A 15,429-nucleotide genomic window follows, 5' to 3' on the forward strand; every position below is an offset into this window, starting at 1 on the left:
CCGAAGCAAGGGCCTGGCGCGCTGAAGCTTCCAATCAACTCTTTCCCGCCTGACCTCTCATGTCGCTCACCGTCGCCATCGCCCAGATCAACGCCGTCGTCGGCGACCTTGCCGGTAATGCCGAGCGCATCGCCGATCATGCCGCGCGCGCCCATGCTGCCGGTGCCGCGCTGCTGCTGACCCCGGAGCTGGCGCTGTCGGGCTATCCGCCCGAAGACCTGCTGCTGCGTCCGGATTTCCTCGACGCCTGCGCGCACGAACTCGACGCACTGGCCGAGCGCCTGGCCGCCTTCCCCGGCATCGCCGTGCTGGTCGGGCATCCGCTGGCGCGCGACGGTCACTGCTACAACGCGGCGACCCTGCTCGAAGGCGGCCGCCGCGTCGCCACCTACTGCAAGCGCAACCTGCCCAACTACGACGTCTTCGACGAGCGGCGCTACTTCACGCCGGGTGACGCCAGCTGCGTCGTGGACGTGGCCGGGGTGCGTTGCGGCATCAACATCTGCGAGGACGTCTGGTCCGGCGACGCGGTCGCCGGCGCCCGTGCGGCCGGGGCCGAGGTCCTGCTCACGCTCAACGCCTCGCCCTACCACATGAACAAGTCGGCGCAGCGCGCCGAGGTCCTGCGCGAGCGCGTCGTGTCCACCGGCATGCCGGTGCTCTACGCCAACCTGGTCGGCGGCCAGGACGAGCTGATCTTCGACGGCGCCTCGTTCGCGCTCGACGCCGACGGCACGGTGCGCGCCGCTGCGCCGCATTTCGCGGAAGCCCTGCTCTTCGTCGAGGTCCGCGACGGTCGCGTCCTGCCCGGCGAGATCGCGCCGGCACTGGCGCCCGAGGCCGAGGTCTACGGTGCGCTGGTGCTCGGCGTGCGCGACTATCTCGGCAAGAACGGTTTTCCCGGCGCCATCATCGGCCTCTCCGGCGGCATCGACTCGGCGCTGACCCTGGCGATCGCCGTCGACGCGCTCGGTCCCGAGCGCGTGCGCGCGGTGATGATGCCCTCGCCGTACACGGCGCAGATCAGCCTCGACGACTCGCGCGCGATGGTCGAGACGCTCGGCGTGCGTTACGACGAAGTGCCGATCGAGGGCGCGATGCAGACCTTCGCCGGCCTGCTGGCGCCGGTACTCGACGCGGCCGGCACCGGCGACACCACCGAGGAGAACGTGCAGGCGCGCGTACGCGGCCTGCTCCTGATGGCGCTGTCCAACCGCTCCGGCGCGCTGGTGCTGACCACCGGCAACAAGTCGGAGATGGCGGTCGGCTACTGCACTCTCTACGGCGACATGGCGGGCGGCTTCGCGGTGATCAAGGATATCGCCAAGACGCTGGTTTACCGCCTGGCCAACTGGCGCAACGCGCAGTCGCCCGAGGCGCCTGTGATCCCCGAGCGCATCATCACGCGCGCGCCGTCGGCGGAACTGCGCCCGAACCAGACCGACCAAGACAGCCTGCCGCCCTACGAGGTGCTCGACGCCATCGTCGAGGCCTACATGGAGAAGGACATCTCGCCGCGCGCGATCATCGAGAGCGGCTACGCAGAGGCCGACGTGCGCCGCGTCGTCCGCCTCCTGCGCATCAGCGAGTACAAGCGCCGCCAGGCGCCGGTCGGCATCCGCGTCACCCAGCGCGGCTTCGGCAAGGACTGGCGTTATCCGATCACCAACCGCTACCGCGACGCGTTCTGATAGCGTCGACCCGCGGCGGCCGGAAGGCCTTTTCTGCTACGATTCCAGGCAAGTACAGGCTTCGCCAACCACCCGGACGAGGGAGACATGAAAAAGATTGAAGCGATCATCAAGCCGTTCAAGCTCGACGAAGTGCGCGAGGCGCTGTCGGAGATCGGCGTCACCGGTTTGACGGTCACCGAAGTGAAGGGCTTCGGCCGGCAGAAAGGGCATACCGAACTCTATCGCGGCGCCGAGTACGTGGTCGATTTCCTGCCCAAGATCCGGCTCGAGATCGTAGTCACCGAGAGCGTCGTCGAAAGCGCCATCGACGCCATCATCAAGGCCGCGCGCACCGGCAAGATCGGCGACGGCAAGATCTTCGTCAGCAACGTCGAGCAGGTCATCCGCATCCGCACCGGCGAAACCGACGAAGCCGCCGTCTAGTCGCGGCCGCTGCTGCGCAGCAGCACCCACAGCGCACCTTCACCGCCATCGCGCGCCGGTGCGTGGCAGAAGGCGAGCACGTCGCGCCGGCGCCCGAGCCAGCCCTTGACCAGCGTGCGCAGCACGCTCTCGCGACCGGGGGAGCCGAGTCCGCGCCCATGCACGATGCGCACGCAGCGCTTGCCCGCGGCGAGCGAGGCATCGATGAAAGCGACGACTTCCTCGTGCGCGTCGTGCCGGTTGAGGCCATGCAGGTCGATGTGCGCCTGGATCGCCCAGCGACCGCGGCGCAGGTCGCGCAGCGCCATGCGCGGGACGCCCGGGCGGATGAAGGCGTCGGCCGAGCCCAGGTCGAACCAGTCCTCGGCGTCGAGCGGCCGCTGCATCGCCTCGCGCAGCGCTTCGCGTTCGTCGTACTCGCGCTGACGCGGGCGCGGCCGCGGCTTCGGCGGCTCCCAGTGGATGCGCCGGTCAACGCGCAGCGGCGTGGCGCCGGCAATCGAGGCGAGCAGGGCGGCGCGCTCGTCGTCGGGGTCGACGCGTGTGACGGGGGGCGCGTCCGCAGCGGGCCGCAGGAGACCTCGGCTGATTTCCTGCAGCCGGGCGAGGTCGGTGGCGCGCAGCGGGCGGCGCGAAGGGCGAGCACGGGCCATGCGACTATGCCGCGCTCACCTGCCTGATCAGTTGCCAGACTTGAGGCTGTCGAGCCAGCGCTCGGCGTCGAGTGCCGCCATGCAGCCGGTCGCCGCCGAGGTACAGGCCTGGCGGTAGATGTGATCCTGCACGTCGCCGGCAGCGAAGACGCCTTCCACCGAGGTGGCGGTGGCGTTGCCATCGCGGCCGCCGCGCGTGATCAGGTAGCCGGAATCGTCCATGGCCAGCTGGCCCTTGAACAGCTCGGTGTTCGGCTTGTGGCCGATGGCGATGAAGACGCCGGTCAGCGCGACATCGTCCTTCTCGCCGCTGTGCACGTTGCGCAGGCGCATGCCGGTGACGCCGCTCGCGTCGCCGAGCACCTCGTCGAGCACCGAGTTCCAGCGGATTGTCACCTTGCCCTCGCGTTCCTTCTCGAACAGCTTGTCCTGCATGATCTTCTCGGCGCGGAAAGCGTCGCGCCGGTGCACCACGGTGACGTGGCTGGCGATGTTGGCGAGGTAGAGCGCTTCCTCGACCGCGGTGTTGCCACCGCCGACGACGGCGACCGGCTTGTTGCGGTAGAAGAAGCCGTCGCAGGTGGCGCAGGCGGAGACGCCGCGTCCCTGGAACTCGCTTTCGGAAGGCAGCCCGAGGTATTGCGCCGAGGCGCCGGTGGCGATGATCAGCGCGTCGCAGGTGTAGCTGCCGGCGTCGCCGACCAGCGCGAACGGCCGCTCACCGAGGCGGACGGTATGGATGTGGTCGAAGATGATCTCGGTTTCGAAACGGCGCGCGTGTTCCTCGAAGCGCTGCATCAGTTCCGGTCCCTGCACGCCATTCGGGTCGGCCGGCCAGTTGTCGACCTCGGTGGTGGTCATCAACTGTCCACCCTGCGCGATGCCGGTGATCAGCACGGGCTTCATGTTGGCGCGCGCGGCATAGACCGCGGCAGTGTAACCGGCGGGGCCTGAACCCAGGATCAGGAGACGGCAATGACGAGTCGTTTCGGACATGGATGTGCTCGGCAGGTTGAAAAGCGAAAATTATAGCGCGCCGACTTCGGCTTCAGGCTCTGCCGAGTCCGCATTGCGCGCAGGCAGCGGCGGCTCAGGGCACGGAGTGGAAACTTCCCGCAGGCCGGACGCCGGCCCGAGTGAAGCGGCGGCGAAAAAAATCCCGCAGCGCGCAAGCGGTGCGGGATTTCCTGAATTCTGGCGGAGAGGGCGGGATTCGAACCCGCGTTAGGATATTATCCTAAACACGCTTTCCAGGCGTGCGACTTAAACCACTCATCCACCTCTCCGTGGAAACGCGGATTCTATCAGAACGCGCGCGGCAGTCAAAGCGCGGATTGCTTCGCCGCGATGCGAAGCGCAGCACTGACTCGAGGTGCCGTGGCCGAAGGCCTCCGGGGCTGGCAAAATAGCGAATTCAAATGCTCCTCGCCACCGCGGGAGTTTTCCCTCAAGGTTTCCATGAACGTTGATCTTCTCATCGAGGCGCGCTGGGTCGTTCCGGTCGAGCCGGACGGCGTCGTCCTCGAAAACCACGCGGTCGCCGTCAAGGACGGCAGGATCGTTGCCGTGATGCCGCGCGCGCAGGCGGCGGAAGCATTCACGGCGACGACGCACCGGATCCTCGATCGGCACGTGCTCATCCCGGGACTCGTCAATCTCCATACCCATGCCGCGATGAGCCTCCTGCGCGGACTGGCAGACGATCTGCCGCTCCACGACTGGTTGCAGAACCACATCTGGCCGACGGAGGGCCGGTTCGTCTCGCCGCAATTCGTGCACGACGGCACGCGTCTGGCTGCGGCAGAAATGCTGCGCGGCGGCATCACCTGTTTCAACGACATGTATTTCCATCCGAAGTCGGCGGCAGAGGCTGCGCTCGAGTCGGGGATACGTGCCGCAATCGGCATCATCGTCATCGATTTTCCGACGCCTTACGCCAGCGACACCGACGATTATCTGGCGAAGGGGCTGGCGGCGCGTGAAGCCTTGCGCGACGAAGCGCTCGTCTCCTTCTGCTTGGCACCGCATGCGCCGTATACCGTCAGCGACCAGAGCTTTGCGCGCGTGCAGACGATGGCCGAGCTGCTCGAGGTGCCGATTCACGTCCATGTGCATGAAACGCAGCAGGAGATAGACGACGGGAGCCAGGCGCACGGGGTACGTCCCCTGCAGCGCATGCGGCAGCTCGGCTTGCTCGGACCCGGCTTGATCGGTGTTCATTCCGTCCATCTCACGGCGGAAGAAATCGGCTTGCTCGCTGCGCACGGCTGCTCGGTCGCGCACTGTCCGACGTCCAATCTCAAGCTGGCCAGCGGCATTGCGCCGGTCGCCGAGCTTCTGGCAGCCGGCGTCAGTGTCGGTTTGGGCACCGATGGCGCCGCCAGCAACAACCGGCTCGATCTCTTCCGCGAAATGCGCCTGGCGGCCTTGCTGGCCAAAGGCGTCAGCGGGCGCGCCGACGTCCTACCTGCGCATCAGGCGCTGCAGATGGCGACGCTGAACGGCGCGCGCGCGCTCGGTCTCGAACAGGAAATCGGCTCGATCGTTGTGGGCAAGTCCGCCGATCTCTGTGCCGTCGAGTTCGACGATTTCGTCCTCTCCCCGTGCTTCGACCCGCTATCCCATCTGATTTATGTCGCAGGACGTGAGCATGTTTCGCACGTCTGGGTCGCAGGTCGCGCGCGTGTCGAAGGCGGGCGCTTGCTGGGAATCGACGAATCCGATTTGATCAGGCTTGCGAGTTTGTGGCAGAATAAAATTCATCCGCGCGATGTGGAATAAAGATGTAAAGTAGATGGAGCGCTATCGATTGCGCGGCTGGCTGACGCTGACTACTAATAACGAGGATTCTTCGATGAAAACAATTGCCAAACACACCCTGGCTGCTGCTCTGGCCGCTGCGATCGGTCTCGGCGCTTCCGTTGCCCAGGCAGCTGATCGTGCCTACGTGATTGATAACCGTGATCAAGTCGCCACCAGCGGCTTCGGTCTCTGCTGGCGCACCGGCTCCTGGACGCCGGCTGCTGCTGCGAACGACCCCGCCGGCTGCGCCTGCGACAAGGATCTGCTGCCGGCAGAAACCTGCGCGCCCAAGACCGCTGCGCCCGCCGCTCCTGTTGCTACGGTGAAGCCTGCTGCCGAGAAGGTCACCCTGGCTGCCGACGCGCTGTTCGACTTCGACAAGGCGGTTCTCCGCCCCGAAGGCAAGGCCAAGCTCGACGAACTCGTCACCAAGGCCAACGCGATCAAGCTGGAAGTGATCATCGCCGTCGGTCACGCCGACCGCTTCGGCTCCGACGCCTACAACCAGAAGCTGTCCGAGAAGCGCGCTGCCGCGGTCAAGGAATATCTGGTGAGCAAGGGCATCGAAGCCAACCGCGTCTACACCGAAGGCAAGGGCGAGAAGCAACCCGTGACCAAGCCCGACCAGTGCAAGGGCCCGAAGAGCAAGAAGGTTGTGGACTGCCTGCAGCCCGACCGTCGTGTCGAGATCGAGGTCATCGGCACCAAGTAATTCCGGTAGCCCCAGCGGAAAAGCCCTGCTCCGGCAGGGCTTTTTTGTTAAACCGCAGACTGTTGAAACGACGCCCATGACCACGCTCAACGCCGACCCCAGCGAACTCGACAAATTCAGCCAACTCGCACACCGGTGGTGGGATCCCACCAGCGAATTCCGTCCGCTCCACGAGATCAATCCGCTCCGCCTCGAGTGGATCGACCGGGTGGCCGGACTCGCCGGCAAGCGCGTCCTCGACGTCGGCTGCGGCGGCGGCATCCTCTCCGAAGGGATGACCGGAAAGGGAGCGAAGGTCACCGGCATCGACCTCTCCGACAAGGCGCTCGGCGTCGCGCGTCTGCACCTCCTCGAAAGCGGCTGCAGCGTCGACTACCGCAAGGCATCGGCGGAGGAACTCGCGCTCGAAATGCCCGGCCAGTTCGACGTCGTCACCTGCATGGAGATGCTCGAGCACGTGCCCGACCCGGGCAGCGTCGTCGCTGCCTGCGCGCAACTGGTGAAGCCTGGCGGTCACGTCTTCTTCTCGACCATCAACCGTAACCCGAAGGCCTACCTGTTCGCGGTGATCGGCGCCGAGTACGTGCTGAAGATGCTGCCGAAGGGTACCCACGACTACGCCAAGTTCATCAAGCCGTCCGACCTCGCGCGCTGGGCGAAGAGCGTCGACCTGTTGCCGCGCGAGATGATCGGCATGAGTTACAATCCGTTCTCCAAGGTCTACTCGCTCGGCAGCGACATCAGCGTCAATTACCTGATGCACACGGTGCGCGAGGCGTAGCCCGGCGGCCGCCGCCACCACCCGCCGGGCAGGCTCACGCAGCCTTGTTCCGCACGGGCCGGCGGCGACGTGTTAAGATTCGTAAAGGATGGAACCACGCGCAGGAACTTCGGTCATAGGAGTGCTTGCAGAAATCCGGGGGCGACTTGGCTTCGACGTGGGTTGCAAAGCAGAGCAGGGCATGCCGAGGACCAGTACCCTCGTAAATCAACTGGCAATCAATAAACGCCAACGACGAGCGTTTCGCTCTCGCCGCTTAACGCGGCGTGACCGCTGTACTGACTGGTCCCTGGGTCAGGTGAGGCAACTCACGGCAGCGTCATTTACAGGGACTCGCCCTTGCCAGGGTCACTTTGGCCGGGGCTAAACTCAAGGTGACTCGCTGGAAGTGAGCCTGTTCGGCCGGCGCACCAAGGCTAAAACCCAATTGACCGGACTACGCATGTAGAACTGCCTGTAGAGGACTTGCGGACGGGGGTTCGATTCCCCCCGCCTCCACCAATACACGAGGGCCCGGATAATCTCCGGGCTTTTTTTTTGCCTGAAATTCCTGCGTGGCGCGGGGTTCCGGCCATCAGCGCTGCGGGTGGTACTTCGCGATAGCGCCCGAAATTCGCCATTCACTCGGCCAGAGCCGTCCGTCTCTTTTCTACGTTTCGCCTGCGGGCAGGTGCAGTGGGGGATCTCGCTAAATCAACCACTTATGCGCCGCCTTTCGTCGTCAACCAAGCCGACCGGTCAGGCATCACACCGCCATCCACCCTGGCACAAAGGGAACTTATACGTTACCATTAAGCCCATGAGCTACCAGATCAAAGAACTACTGCTGGACGACGGCGACAGCCCCTTCGCGGAATGGTTCGGGTCGCTGGAAGCCATTGCTGCCGCCAAGGTACGCGTAGCCGTTAGCCGGATGGAACAGGGTAAACTGTCCAACGTCGAGTGGTTTCGCGGCATTGGTGAGTACAAGATCGACTGGGGTCCAGGTTTGCGCATCTACCTGGCCAAGGACGGTCTGAAGATCATCATTCTGCTTGGCGGCGGCACCAAGAAGCGCCAGCAGCAGGACATTGACCAAGCCGTGGCGCTGTGGGAAGACTACAAGCGCCGCAAGGCATCCTCTAGACAAGGAAAGTGAACATGGCACTGACCCGTGATTTCAAAGAAACCGTGGCCGCGCGCGTGCAGAACGATCCAGCCTTTGCTCAGGCACTTCTGGACGAGGCCATCACCCTGTTCGTCAATGGCGAACCGGAATCGGCCAAGCTGATCCTGCGTGACCTGGTCAATGCCACTGTCGGCTTCGAGGCTCTGGCCGAGGAAATTCACAAGCCCCCCAAGAGCCTGCACCGGATGCTGTCGCAATCGGGTAACCCGACCATGACCAACGTCTCCGCGATCTTCGCCGCCATCAAGCGCGCGCTCAAGGTCGAGGTACGCGCCCAGGTTGTGATGGCCTGAATCAGGCTCGGGGCTGAGGTATCCCGATGCAGGAGAAAAACGAGGCATTCCCTGACTGCGTTCGCATCACGTTGCGGATGACGCCCCAGCAGCGGGACCTGCTGCGCCGCGGGGCAGAAGTTGCAGGGACGCCCGTGTCGACTTTCGTTCTCCACAGCGCCTGCCAGGCGGCAGGCCAGCTTCTTATCGAACAGCAGTCCGGGGTATCGTCCCCGATAGTGGAATCCTTGTCGACCTTTACCAAACCCGCCCGCCAGCGCTGGGAGTCCATCCCCGCCGACATCCGCCAGCGGCTGCTGTCCAACGTCTGGTGCGGGCAGTGCCGTCACGAAACAACGATCACCAATTTCAGCGGCACCATCAAGGGGCGCGACTTGCTGCTGGTGGGCAAATGCGCCGAATGCCACGGTGACGTGGCACGGGTGATCGAGGGCGCGTAGCCCGGTCAGGCATCAAACCCCGCCACCACCTTGTGCTGCGCCACCCAATCGTTGACCGTCAACCATGGCCACCGGTCAGGCATCGAACGCCACCGGAGCATCGTCTGCGCTTGCTTGACTGTATCGCAATAGAGATACACAATTGCGGAAACGGAGGATTTGATCATGGCCCGTTCCACGATGCTGCACGTCCGCGTGGACGACGAAATCAAGACGCAAGCCAGCGAGGCACTGGCAGCCATGGGGCTGTCGGTGTCTGATGCCGTGCGCATCCTGCTCAAGCGCGTGGTGAACGACCAGGCCTTCCCACTGGAGTTGAAGGTGCCCAATGCCCAAACCCGCGCCGCGATGGAAGAAGCCCGCGCCATGGCCAAGGCGCGCACCGCCCGTTTTGACTCTGCTGACGCCCTGATCGATGACCTCGAAAAAGCCCGCCAGCACTAAACGGGCAACACCGCCGAGGGCGTGTGACTACACCAAGACCTTCCTCAAAGACTGGGAACGTCTCTCACGCTCGGGCCGCTACGACCTGAAGCGCCTGAAAGAGGCGATGCTGCTGCTCATCGGCAACGATGCCCCGCTGGGGCCTGAATGGCTGGATCACCCACTGAAGGGTGATTGGAGCGACCACCGCGAATGTCACATCGGCGGCGACTTCTTGCTGATCTACAGGCTCGACGGCAGCACCATCATCTTCGTGCGCGCTGGCACACACTCCGAACTGTTCGAGGAATGAGCCATGGACGTTGAATCATTCCCCAACTTCACCAAACCCGCCCGCCAGCGCTGGGAGTCCATCCCTGCCGACATCCGCCAGCGGCTATTGTCCAACGTCTGGTGCGGGCAGTGCCGTCACGAAACAACGATCACCAATTTCAGCGGCACCATCAAGGGGCGCGACTTGTTGCTGGTGGGCAAATGCGCCGAATGCCACGGTGACGTGGCACGGGTGATCGAGGGCGCGTAGCCCGGTCACACATCAAACCCCACGACAACCTCGCGCTGCGCCACCCAGTCGCCTGGCAGCGGATTGCGCTGAAACCACAGCAGGCTCATGATGCGGGGCTGATGGCCCGCAACCATGGTCTGGATGATGGCCGGCTCCAGCAACGTCAAGCGCAGTAGCTCGTTGACCGTCGAGTGGTGCAGGCCTTCCCGCCGGGCGATCTCACTGCCGCTGCCGACTACGCCGTCGTCCAGCAACTGCTGCCAGTAGAACGCTCGCGTCAGCGCCACCAGCAGGGGATGGTCGTGCTGCGTAGCGACCTTGCCAGGAGCCTCGACCTGGCCATCGGGGCGCACCACCCCTTGCTGGCGCCGCGTTTGCGGATCTTGAGCGGGATGAGGGTGGCAGCTCGACCTGCCCGCCGTCCCGGCGTTCGCGGGTGACGGGGCTGCCCAAGAACTGTACTTTCGGTTTCGTGCCTCAACCTCCAGTTGCAAACCAGTTACGCCTCGGATCGGTGTTGGTCGACATCGGCTCGGCCTCCTTCGGGTCGATTCGAGCGCTAACACAGCGCTTATGCCCCGCCTGCCTCGCCGGATAAGGTGCGGCGTCGGACTGGGCGATCAACTGTTCATACCCCCGCCCGGAACAGGTCGCGAAGTTGCTCGCCCCGATGCTGAGCATCACGTAGTCGTCGATGTCAGGGGCGGGATCCATGCCTTCGCCACCGGGATGGTTTGGTACCTGGCTTTACCCTTTAATCATATCGCAGGCAGCGCCCGCATGTGCTCGACGCCGTGGACGAAATCGCCGACGCGTCGGCAGCCCGGGGCGCCTGCCGCTGCCCTCACCAAGCGCCAAGCATCCCCTGCAGCAGCAGGCTGGAAGCGGCGACGGTTGTCCACACCAGGAGGCCGAGCGCGAGCGGACGCCAGCCGGTCTGTTTCATCCTGCCGAGGTCGGTCGATAGCCCGATCGCGGTCAGTGCGGCGCCGATCAGCACGCTCGCTACCTGATGCGCGGCGCGGGTCACGAATTCCGGCAGGTAGCTGCTGATCGCCGAGGCGGCGACGAAGGCGACGATAAACCAGGGGACCGCGTGGCGGATCTCGAAGCGCACGCCGGAAGCTGCCTCGCGCTTGAGGAAGACCCAGGCGAGGATCAGCGTCACCGGGACGATCAGCAGCGCGCGCGTGAGCTTGACGATGGTCGCCTCATCGCCGGCTTCCTTGCTCCACGAATAGGCGACTGCGACCACCGACGAGGTGTCGTTGATCGCCGTTCCGGCCCACAGTCCGAAGCCCCGGTCGGACATGCCGAGCCAGTGTCCGAGCGCCGGAAAGAGCAGCAAGGCGACGATGTTGAAGAGGAAGATGGTCGACAGCGAGAAGGCTGCCTCGTGATCCTCGGGCCTCACCACCGGCGTCATCGCGGCGATCGCCGAGCCGCCGCAGATGGCCGTGCCGCCGCCGATGAGCACGCACAGCTTGTCCGGAATGCGCAGCAGCCGGCCGAAGGCGAAGGCGCTCAGAAAGGCCAGCGACAGGGTCACCAGCGTCACCGACAGCGATTCCAGCCCGGTCGCAAGCACCGCCCGGATCGGCAGCGCCAGACCGAGTCCGACGATCGACCACTGCAGCAACTGCCTGCCGGCAAAGCGCAAGCCGGGCAACTGACGCGCGGCCGGTGCATGGCGCGTGCGGATCAGCAGCCCGAGCAGGATCCCGGCGACGGCGCCACCGACGAGCGGGAACTGCCGGCCGACGAGCTGGGCGACCAGGGTGACGCCGGCGACGAGCGCGAGTCCGGGGAACAAGGCCTTGATGGCGGCGGCGTGCATTGGCGATCCCTTCCGGTCGGTGTCAAGATAGATGTCGTTAAAACGGTGCTGCTCTTTAAAAACTGATGTCATTTTCCGAGCCCCTTGGGGCGCTGCCCCAAACCCCGCACTCGCCGTGAGGCAGCCGGGGCCGGCGTTCGCCGCCCCCGGCGCCGAGAGCGTGGATGAGCGCCCCGGCGTCAAGGGTAAAGCTTCGCCGCGGCCAGGGCCGCGCCCTTGACACCGGCGCGCTCATGCAGCTTTCCTCGTCTGTGCCGCCTCTTCGGCTTTCGCTGGCGGGTTGAGCCAGACGCACTCGGGCGCGACCCAGGCGCGGGTGTGACGCTTCCAGCGCAACGGATGCTGCTCGCGCGCCGCCGCATAGACCTGCCGCCGTCGTTCGAGAATGCGACGATCCTCCCCGCGGTGGCGCGTCTCCGGCGTGACGAACGCGAGCCCGCTGTGGAAGTGCTCGGTGTTGTACCAGGTCACGAAGCGATGCGTCCATTCCCTGGCAGCATCGATGCTGGCAAAGCCGTTGGCCGGGTAGCCCGGCATGTATTTGCAGGTACGGAACCAGGCTTCGATATGCGCGTTGTCGTCCGAGACGCTGGGACGGCTGTGCGAAGGGGTGATCCCCAGCGATTCGAGCTTCGCCTTGAGCGTGTAGGACTTCTGGATCGCGCCGTTGTCGGCATGCAGGATCAGAGGCTTGCCGCGCAATTGCTCGCGCCAGGTGGCGCGCTCGATGAGCGCGGCCGCCTCGTCGCCCCCTTCCTTTTCGTGCACTTCCCAAGCCACCAGCTTGCGGCTGTAGATGTCGATTACGGCATAGAGATAGAAGAACAGGCCACGGGTCAGACTCGGCATATAGGTGACGTCCCAGGACCAAACCTGCTTGGGGCCGGTGGCGACATGCCGGACTGGCTGCCGTTGGCTGGGCGCACGCTGCCGGCCCCGGTGGTGCTGGGCGTCCGCTTCCCGCAGCACCCGATAGAACGAGGATTCCGAGGCGAGATAGACGCCTTCGTCGGCCAGCCGCGGCACGATCTGGCTCGGCGGCAGGTCGGCAAAGCGCGGCTCGCAGCAGACCTCCAGAATGGTCTGCCGCTCTTCCGGGCTGAGCTTCTGCGCCGGCGGCGGGCGTACTGCCTTCGGACGGCCATCGTCCCGGACGCCCTCGGGCACGCACCAGCGTTCGTAGGTGCGCACCGACAGGCCTGCTTCGGCACAGGCGCGCGCCAAACGGGCGCCGGCGGCGTGGGCCGTCCTGATCTCCTTCACGAGTTCCTGGCGCTCTGGCAACGCAGTCATGCGTCCCCGTTTTCTTTCCAGAGCGCCTCGAGTTTTCGGGAGAGCACGAGGAGCGCCGCCGTCTCCGCCAGCGCCTTCTCCTTGCGCCGCAGCTCCTTCTCCAGCTCGCGGACCCGCTTCTTTTCCTGCGCCCGTTGCGCCGGCGTCACCCGCTCGCCGGTTACTGTGTTGGCCTCCTCGCACGCCTGCCGCCACGCCTTCACCTGTTCGACGTACAGCCCCTTCCTGCGGCAGTACTCGCCCAGTTCGGCTTCCGACAGCGCGGCGGTCTCCAGCACGACGGCAAACTTGTCGGCGCCGCTCCAGTCCTCGGCGTTCTGGCCGTTGCCGGGCACCGCCCGACCGCTGGCTCGCGCCCGGTTCCGCCACAGGTACAGCGTCGCTTCAGGGATGCCGGTCCGCGACGCCACCGTCGACACCGGCAGGTTCTCCGGCGCGCTCATCAGCGCCAGCGCATGTTCTTTCTTCTCTCGGGAATATCTCGCCACAAAGCACCTCGTCATCGCCCCTGATTCTATAAAACTCCGTTCAACGGAGGGTCGAGTAGCCCGAGGGAACCTCCCCCTCAGGCCCTCACAGAACCGTACGTGAGCCTCTCGACTCATACGGCTCTTCTCATCCATGACCCTTCGCTGCTGAGAAGACGAATTCCCAGTGCGCAAACAGTCGAGGGTCAGCTTCCCGCCATTTCTTGAGCCATGCCCAAGACCGACGTTTGTGTCCCCGTAGCCGCTTGTACTTGTTCCTTGCCCAGCATCCGAGCCGAAGATCGATCCGCACCAGAAACCGCTTGAGGACTCCCGGGTAGAATTTTCCGAAATACGCCACCCACCCACGCACCTTGGAGTTGAGCATTTCGGCCAACATAGGGAGCGTGAGTTGCGTACTGCGGTTGATCCGTAAGGCTCTGATTGCCTCGTTCATTCGCTTCAACGCTTTGTGGCTGACCGCCGGATTGAAGCCGGCAAACAGCTTTCCGTTACGACCCTGACAGGTCCGTGCGTGAAAGCTGAAACCCAGAAAGTCATAACGCACATTGGCATAAACTCCTCTGCGTCTCTGGTCCTTGCAATACACGATCTTCGTCTTGAGGGGGTGCAGTTGTAGCCCACACTCCTCGAACCGCGACCTCAACCGTGCAAGCAGGCCCTGTGCTTCCCGTTCGCTCTTGCAGTGGCAGACCACATCGTCGGCATACCGCTCAAACCGCACCGACGGGTAGTTCCGCTGCATCCACGTATCAAACACATAGTGCAGAAACAGGTTGGCCAGCAGCGGGCTGATAACTCCACCTTGCGGCGTGCCTCGGCTTCGCTCCTGTAGCTGTCCGTCTTCCAACTCCACCGGACTTTCCAACCAGCGACGAACATAGAGCCGAATCCAGGCTTCCGAAACGTGCTTTTCCACTGCCCGCATCAGAAGACCATGGTCGATGGTGTCAAAGAAGCCCTTGATATCCAGATCCACCACCCAGTCATACCGCCAACTGTTCTGGCGCGCCTGTGCAACAGCCATCAGGGCATCCCTGTCAGGCCGGTAGCCAAACGACGACGGGTGAAAGACCGGTTCGAGCCTCGGCTCCACCAGGAGCTTGACCGCCATCTGAGCAATCCGGTCATTCACGGTAGGAATTCCAAGAGGGCGAAACTGCCCATCCCCTTTCGGAATCAACACCTGTCTGACCGGCTCGGGGTGATAACTTCCCGAACTCATCCGGTTCCACAAGGAATAGAGATTTCGTCCCAAACGCTTCCGATAGACCTCGATGGACTCACCATCAACGCCGGCAGCGCCTTTGTTGGCCGCTACCCGCTTCCAGGCCTCCCAGATAATCCGCTTGGAAATCTCGAAGGGTTTGGCTCGACGCCGAGAATCTTCCTGTTTCACAGTTGTCCTCGACCGCTTTGCCGAATGAGGCCATGCCTTCGCTCCAGCGCCATTACAGCACCTTCGTCACTACTACGCATGGCTCCGCCCCTGTGCCCCGCATCGGTACTCTGGTCCTCGTGGGGTCGCCACTTGGACTTCTCCCTTCGCATCGGGGCGACAGGTTCCCAAGTTCCGTACCAGCGCCTGAACAGACGTCACGCCGCCTCTATGCCGGATGTCGTCAGACCAGAACCCAGGCGCCCGTCTGACTGATCCCGGGGCGTTGTCGAATCCCCGGTTTTGACATCGTTTGCAATTATCGACACTTGAACGGCGGTTCACTTGCGTTCGTCTCATCTGTTCTCACCTGACGGAATAGCTTTCCGCCTTTTCCCATGACGCTCACCACAGTCGCTCTTTACGACCGCAGCTCAGGGTGGTTTGGCATCTCCGCCTGATCGGCGACACCGAGGGGCCCGCCCTCATCACTGGTACAGCATGACTTCGCGGACGTT

Annotated in this window: 19 protein-coding genes, 1 tRNA gene and 1 other RNA gene; 12 read left to right on the forward strand and 9 right to left on the reverse strand. The window is 64.3% G+C overall.

The window, feature by feature from the left end; translation table 11 throughout:
- The first annotated feature begins 59 nt into the window (after window positions 1-59).
- A complete protein-coding gene (locus CCR84_RS09370) occupies window positions 60-1,691 on the forward strand; it encodes an NAD+ synthase (RefSeq protein ID WP_201211630.1) in 1,632 nt (543 codons plus the stop codon).
- An 87-nt stretch (window positions 1,692-1,778) separates the two neighbouring features.
- On the forward strand, window positions 1,779-2,117 hold the full coding sequence (locus CCR84_RS09375) for a P-II family nitrogen regulator (protein WP_201211631.1): 339 nt from the start codon (window positions 1,779-1,781) through the stop codon (window positions 2,115-2,117).
- On the opposite strand, the gene CCR84_RS09380 is transcribed toward CCR84_RS09375, so the two are convergent.
- From CCR84_RS09380 to CCR84_RS09390, 3 genes are all read right to left on the reverse strand, one after another.
- On the reverse strand, window positions 2,114-2,770 hold the full coding sequence (locus CCR84_RS09380) for a Smr/MutS family protein (RefSeq protein WP_201211632.1): 657 nt from the start codon (window positions 2,768-2,770) through the stop codon (window positions 2,114-2,116). The genes CCR84_RS09375 and CCR84_RS09380 overlap by 4 nt on opposite strands.
- 27 nt (window positions 2,771-2,797) lie before the next feature.
- Window positions 2,798-3,766 (reverse strand): thioredoxin-disulfide reductase, encoded by a 969-nt coding sequence (gene trxB, locus CCR84_RS09385; protein ID WP_201211633.1) that lies wholly within the window; start codon window positions 3,764-3,766, stop codon window positions 2,798-2,800.
- Window positions 3,767-3,965: 199 nt separating this feature from the next.
- Window positions 3,966-4,056, reverse strand: a tRNA-Ser gene (locus CCR84_RS09390).
- A gap of 172 nt (window positions 4,057-4,228) precedes the next feature.
- Between CCR84_RS09390 and CCR84_RS09395 the strand changes: the two genes are divergently transcribed.
- The 7 genes from CCR84_RS09395 to CCR84_RS09425 all read left to right on the forward strand — a co-directional run bounded on the left by CCR84_RS09395 (window position 4,229) and on the right by CCR84_RS09425 (window position 8,966).
- Window positions 4,229-5,551 carry a TRZ/ATZ family hydrolase gene (locus CCR84_RS09395; protein ID WP_201211634.1) on the forward strand — a complete coding sequence of 441 codons (1,323 nt, stop codon included), beginning with the start codon at window positions 4,229-4,231 and terminating at the stop codon, window positions 5,549-5,551.
- 73 nt (window positions 5,552-5,624) lie between these two features.
- Complete coding sequence (locus CCR84_RS09400; protein WP_201211635.1) at window positions 5,625-6,284, forward strand: OmpA family protein; 660 nt, start codon at window positions 5,625-5,627, stop codon at window positions 6,282-6,284.
- 76 nt (window positions 6,285-6,360) lie between these two features.
- A complete protein-coding gene (gene ubiG / locus CCR84_RS09405) occupies window positions 6,361-7,065 on the forward strand; it encodes a bifunctional 2-polyprenyl-6-hydroxyphenol methylase/3-demethylubiquinol 3-O-methyltransferase UbiG (RefSeq protein WP_201211636.1) in 705 nt (234 codons plus the stop codon).
- A 137-nt stretch (window positions 7,066-7,202) separates the two neighbouring features.
- Window positions 7,203-7,566: a transfer-messenger RNA gene (gene ssrA / locus CCR84_RS09410) on the forward strand.
- A 298-nt stretch (window positions 7,567-7,864) separates the two neighbouring features.
- The gene (locus tag CCR84_RS09415; protein ID WP_201211637.1) at window positions 7,865-8,203 is read left to right on the forward strand and encodes a type II toxin-antitoxin system RelE/ParE family toxin; all 339 of its coding nucleotides are present in this window, start codon (window positions 7,865-7,867) and stop codon (window positions 8,201-8,203) included.
- 2 nt (window positions 8,204-8,205) lie between these two features.
- Window positions 8,206-8,526 carry a helix-turn-helix domain-containing transcriptional regulator gene (locus CCR84_RS09420; RefSeq protein WP_201211638.1) on the forward strand — a complete coding sequence of 107 codons (321 nt, stop codon included), beginning with the start codon at window positions 8,206-8,208 and terminating at the stop codon, window positions 8,524-8,526.
- A gap of 26 nt (window positions 8,527-8,552) precedes the next feature.
- Window positions 8,553-8,966, forward strand: coding sequence for a type II toxin-antitoxin system TacA family antitoxin (locus tag CCR84_RS09425; protein ID WP_201211640.1), 414 nt, complete (start codon window positions 8,553-8,555; stop codon window positions 8,964-8,966).
- 5 nt (window positions 8,967-8,971) lie between these two features.
- Here CCR84_RS09425 and CCR84_RS09430 read toward each other — a convergent pair whose 3' ends face one another.
- The gene (locus CCR84_RS09430) at window positions 8,972-9,133 is read right to left on the reverse strand and encodes a hypothetical protein (protein WP_201211642.1); all 162 of its coding nucleotides are present in this window, start codon (window positions 9,131-9,133) and stop codon (window positions 8,972-8,974) included.
- Here CCR84_RS09430 and CCR84_RS09435 point away from each other — a divergent pair.
- The 3 genes from CCR84_RS09435 to CCR84_RS09445 are packed head-to-tail and all read left to right on the forward strand — an operon-like array spanning window position 9,132 to window position 9,933.
- Complete coding sequence (locus CCR84_RS09435) at window positions 9,132-9,410, forward strand: type II toxin-antitoxin system RelB/DinJ family antitoxin (RefSeq protein WP_201211644.1); 279 nt, start codon at window positions 9,132-9,134, stop codon at window positions 9,408-9,410. The genes CCR84_RS09430 and CCR84_RS09435 overlap by 2 nt on opposite strands.
- A complete protein-coding gene (locus CCR84_RS09440; protein WP_201211645.1) occupies window positions 9,382-9,702 on the forward strand; it encodes a type II toxin-antitoxin system YafQ family toxin in 321 nt (106 codons plus the stop codon). The genes CCR84_RS09435 and CCR84_RS09440 overlap by 29 nt, the downstream gene beginning before the upstream one ends.
- A 3-nt stretch (window positions 9,703-9,705) precedes the next feature.
- On the forward strand, window positions 9,706-9,933 hold the full coding sequence (locus CCR84_RS09445) for a hypothetical protein (RefSeq protein WP_201211647.1): 228 nt from the start codon (window positions 9,706-9,708) through the stop codon (window positions 9,931-9,933).
- 5 nt (window positions 9,934-9,938) lie between these two features.
- Here CCR84_RS09445 and CCR84_RS09450 read toward each other — a convergent pair whose 3' ends face one another.
- From CCR84_RS09450 to ltrA, 5 genes are all read right to left on the reverse strand, one after another.
- Window positions 9,939-10,268, reverse strand: coding sequence for a site-specific recombinase resolvase (locus CCR84_RS09450; protein ID WP_207186260.1), 330 nt, complete (start codon window positions 10,266-10,268; stop codon window positions 9,939-9,941).
- A gap of 124 nt (window positions 10,269-10,392) precedes the next feature.
- Entirely contained in the window at window positions 10,393-10,629 is a 237-nt protein-coding gene (locus tag CCR84_RS09455) for a hypothetical protein (RefSeq protein WP_201211649.1), read from the reverse strand.
- Window positions 10,630-10,759: 130 nt separating this feature from the next.
- Window positions 10,760-11,752 carry a YeiH family protein gene (locus CCR84_RS09460; RefSeq protein WP_201211651.1) on the reverse strand — a complete coding sequence of 331 codons (993 nt, stop codon included), beginning with the start codon at window positions 11,750-11,752 and terminating at the stop codon, window positions 10,760-10,762.
- A gap of 231 nt (window positions 11,753-11,983) precedes the next feature.
- A protein-coding gene (locus CCR84_RS09465; protein WP_420825390.1) for an IS3 family transposase occupies window positions 11,984-13,533 on the reverse strand; the annotation gives its coding sequence in 2 pieces (ribosomal slippage) (window positions 11,984-13,077 and window positions 13,077-13,533; 1,551 coding nt in all).
- 127 nt (window positions 13,534-13,660) lie between these two features.
- A complete protein-coding gene (gene ltrA, locus CCR84_RS09470; RefSeq protein ID WP_201211652.1) occupies window positions 13,661-14,932 on the reverse strand; it encodes a group II intron reverse transcriptase/maturase in 1,272 nt (423 codons plus the stop codon).
- Window positions 14,933-15,429: the final 497 nt, after the last annotated feature.

It is taken from the genome of Rhodocyclus purpureus (genome assembly GCF_016653115.1).
Taxonomy (GTDB): domain Bacteria; phylum Pseudomonadota; class Gammaproteobacteria; order Burkholderiales; family Rhodocyclaceae; genus Rhodocyclus; species Rhodocyclus purpureus.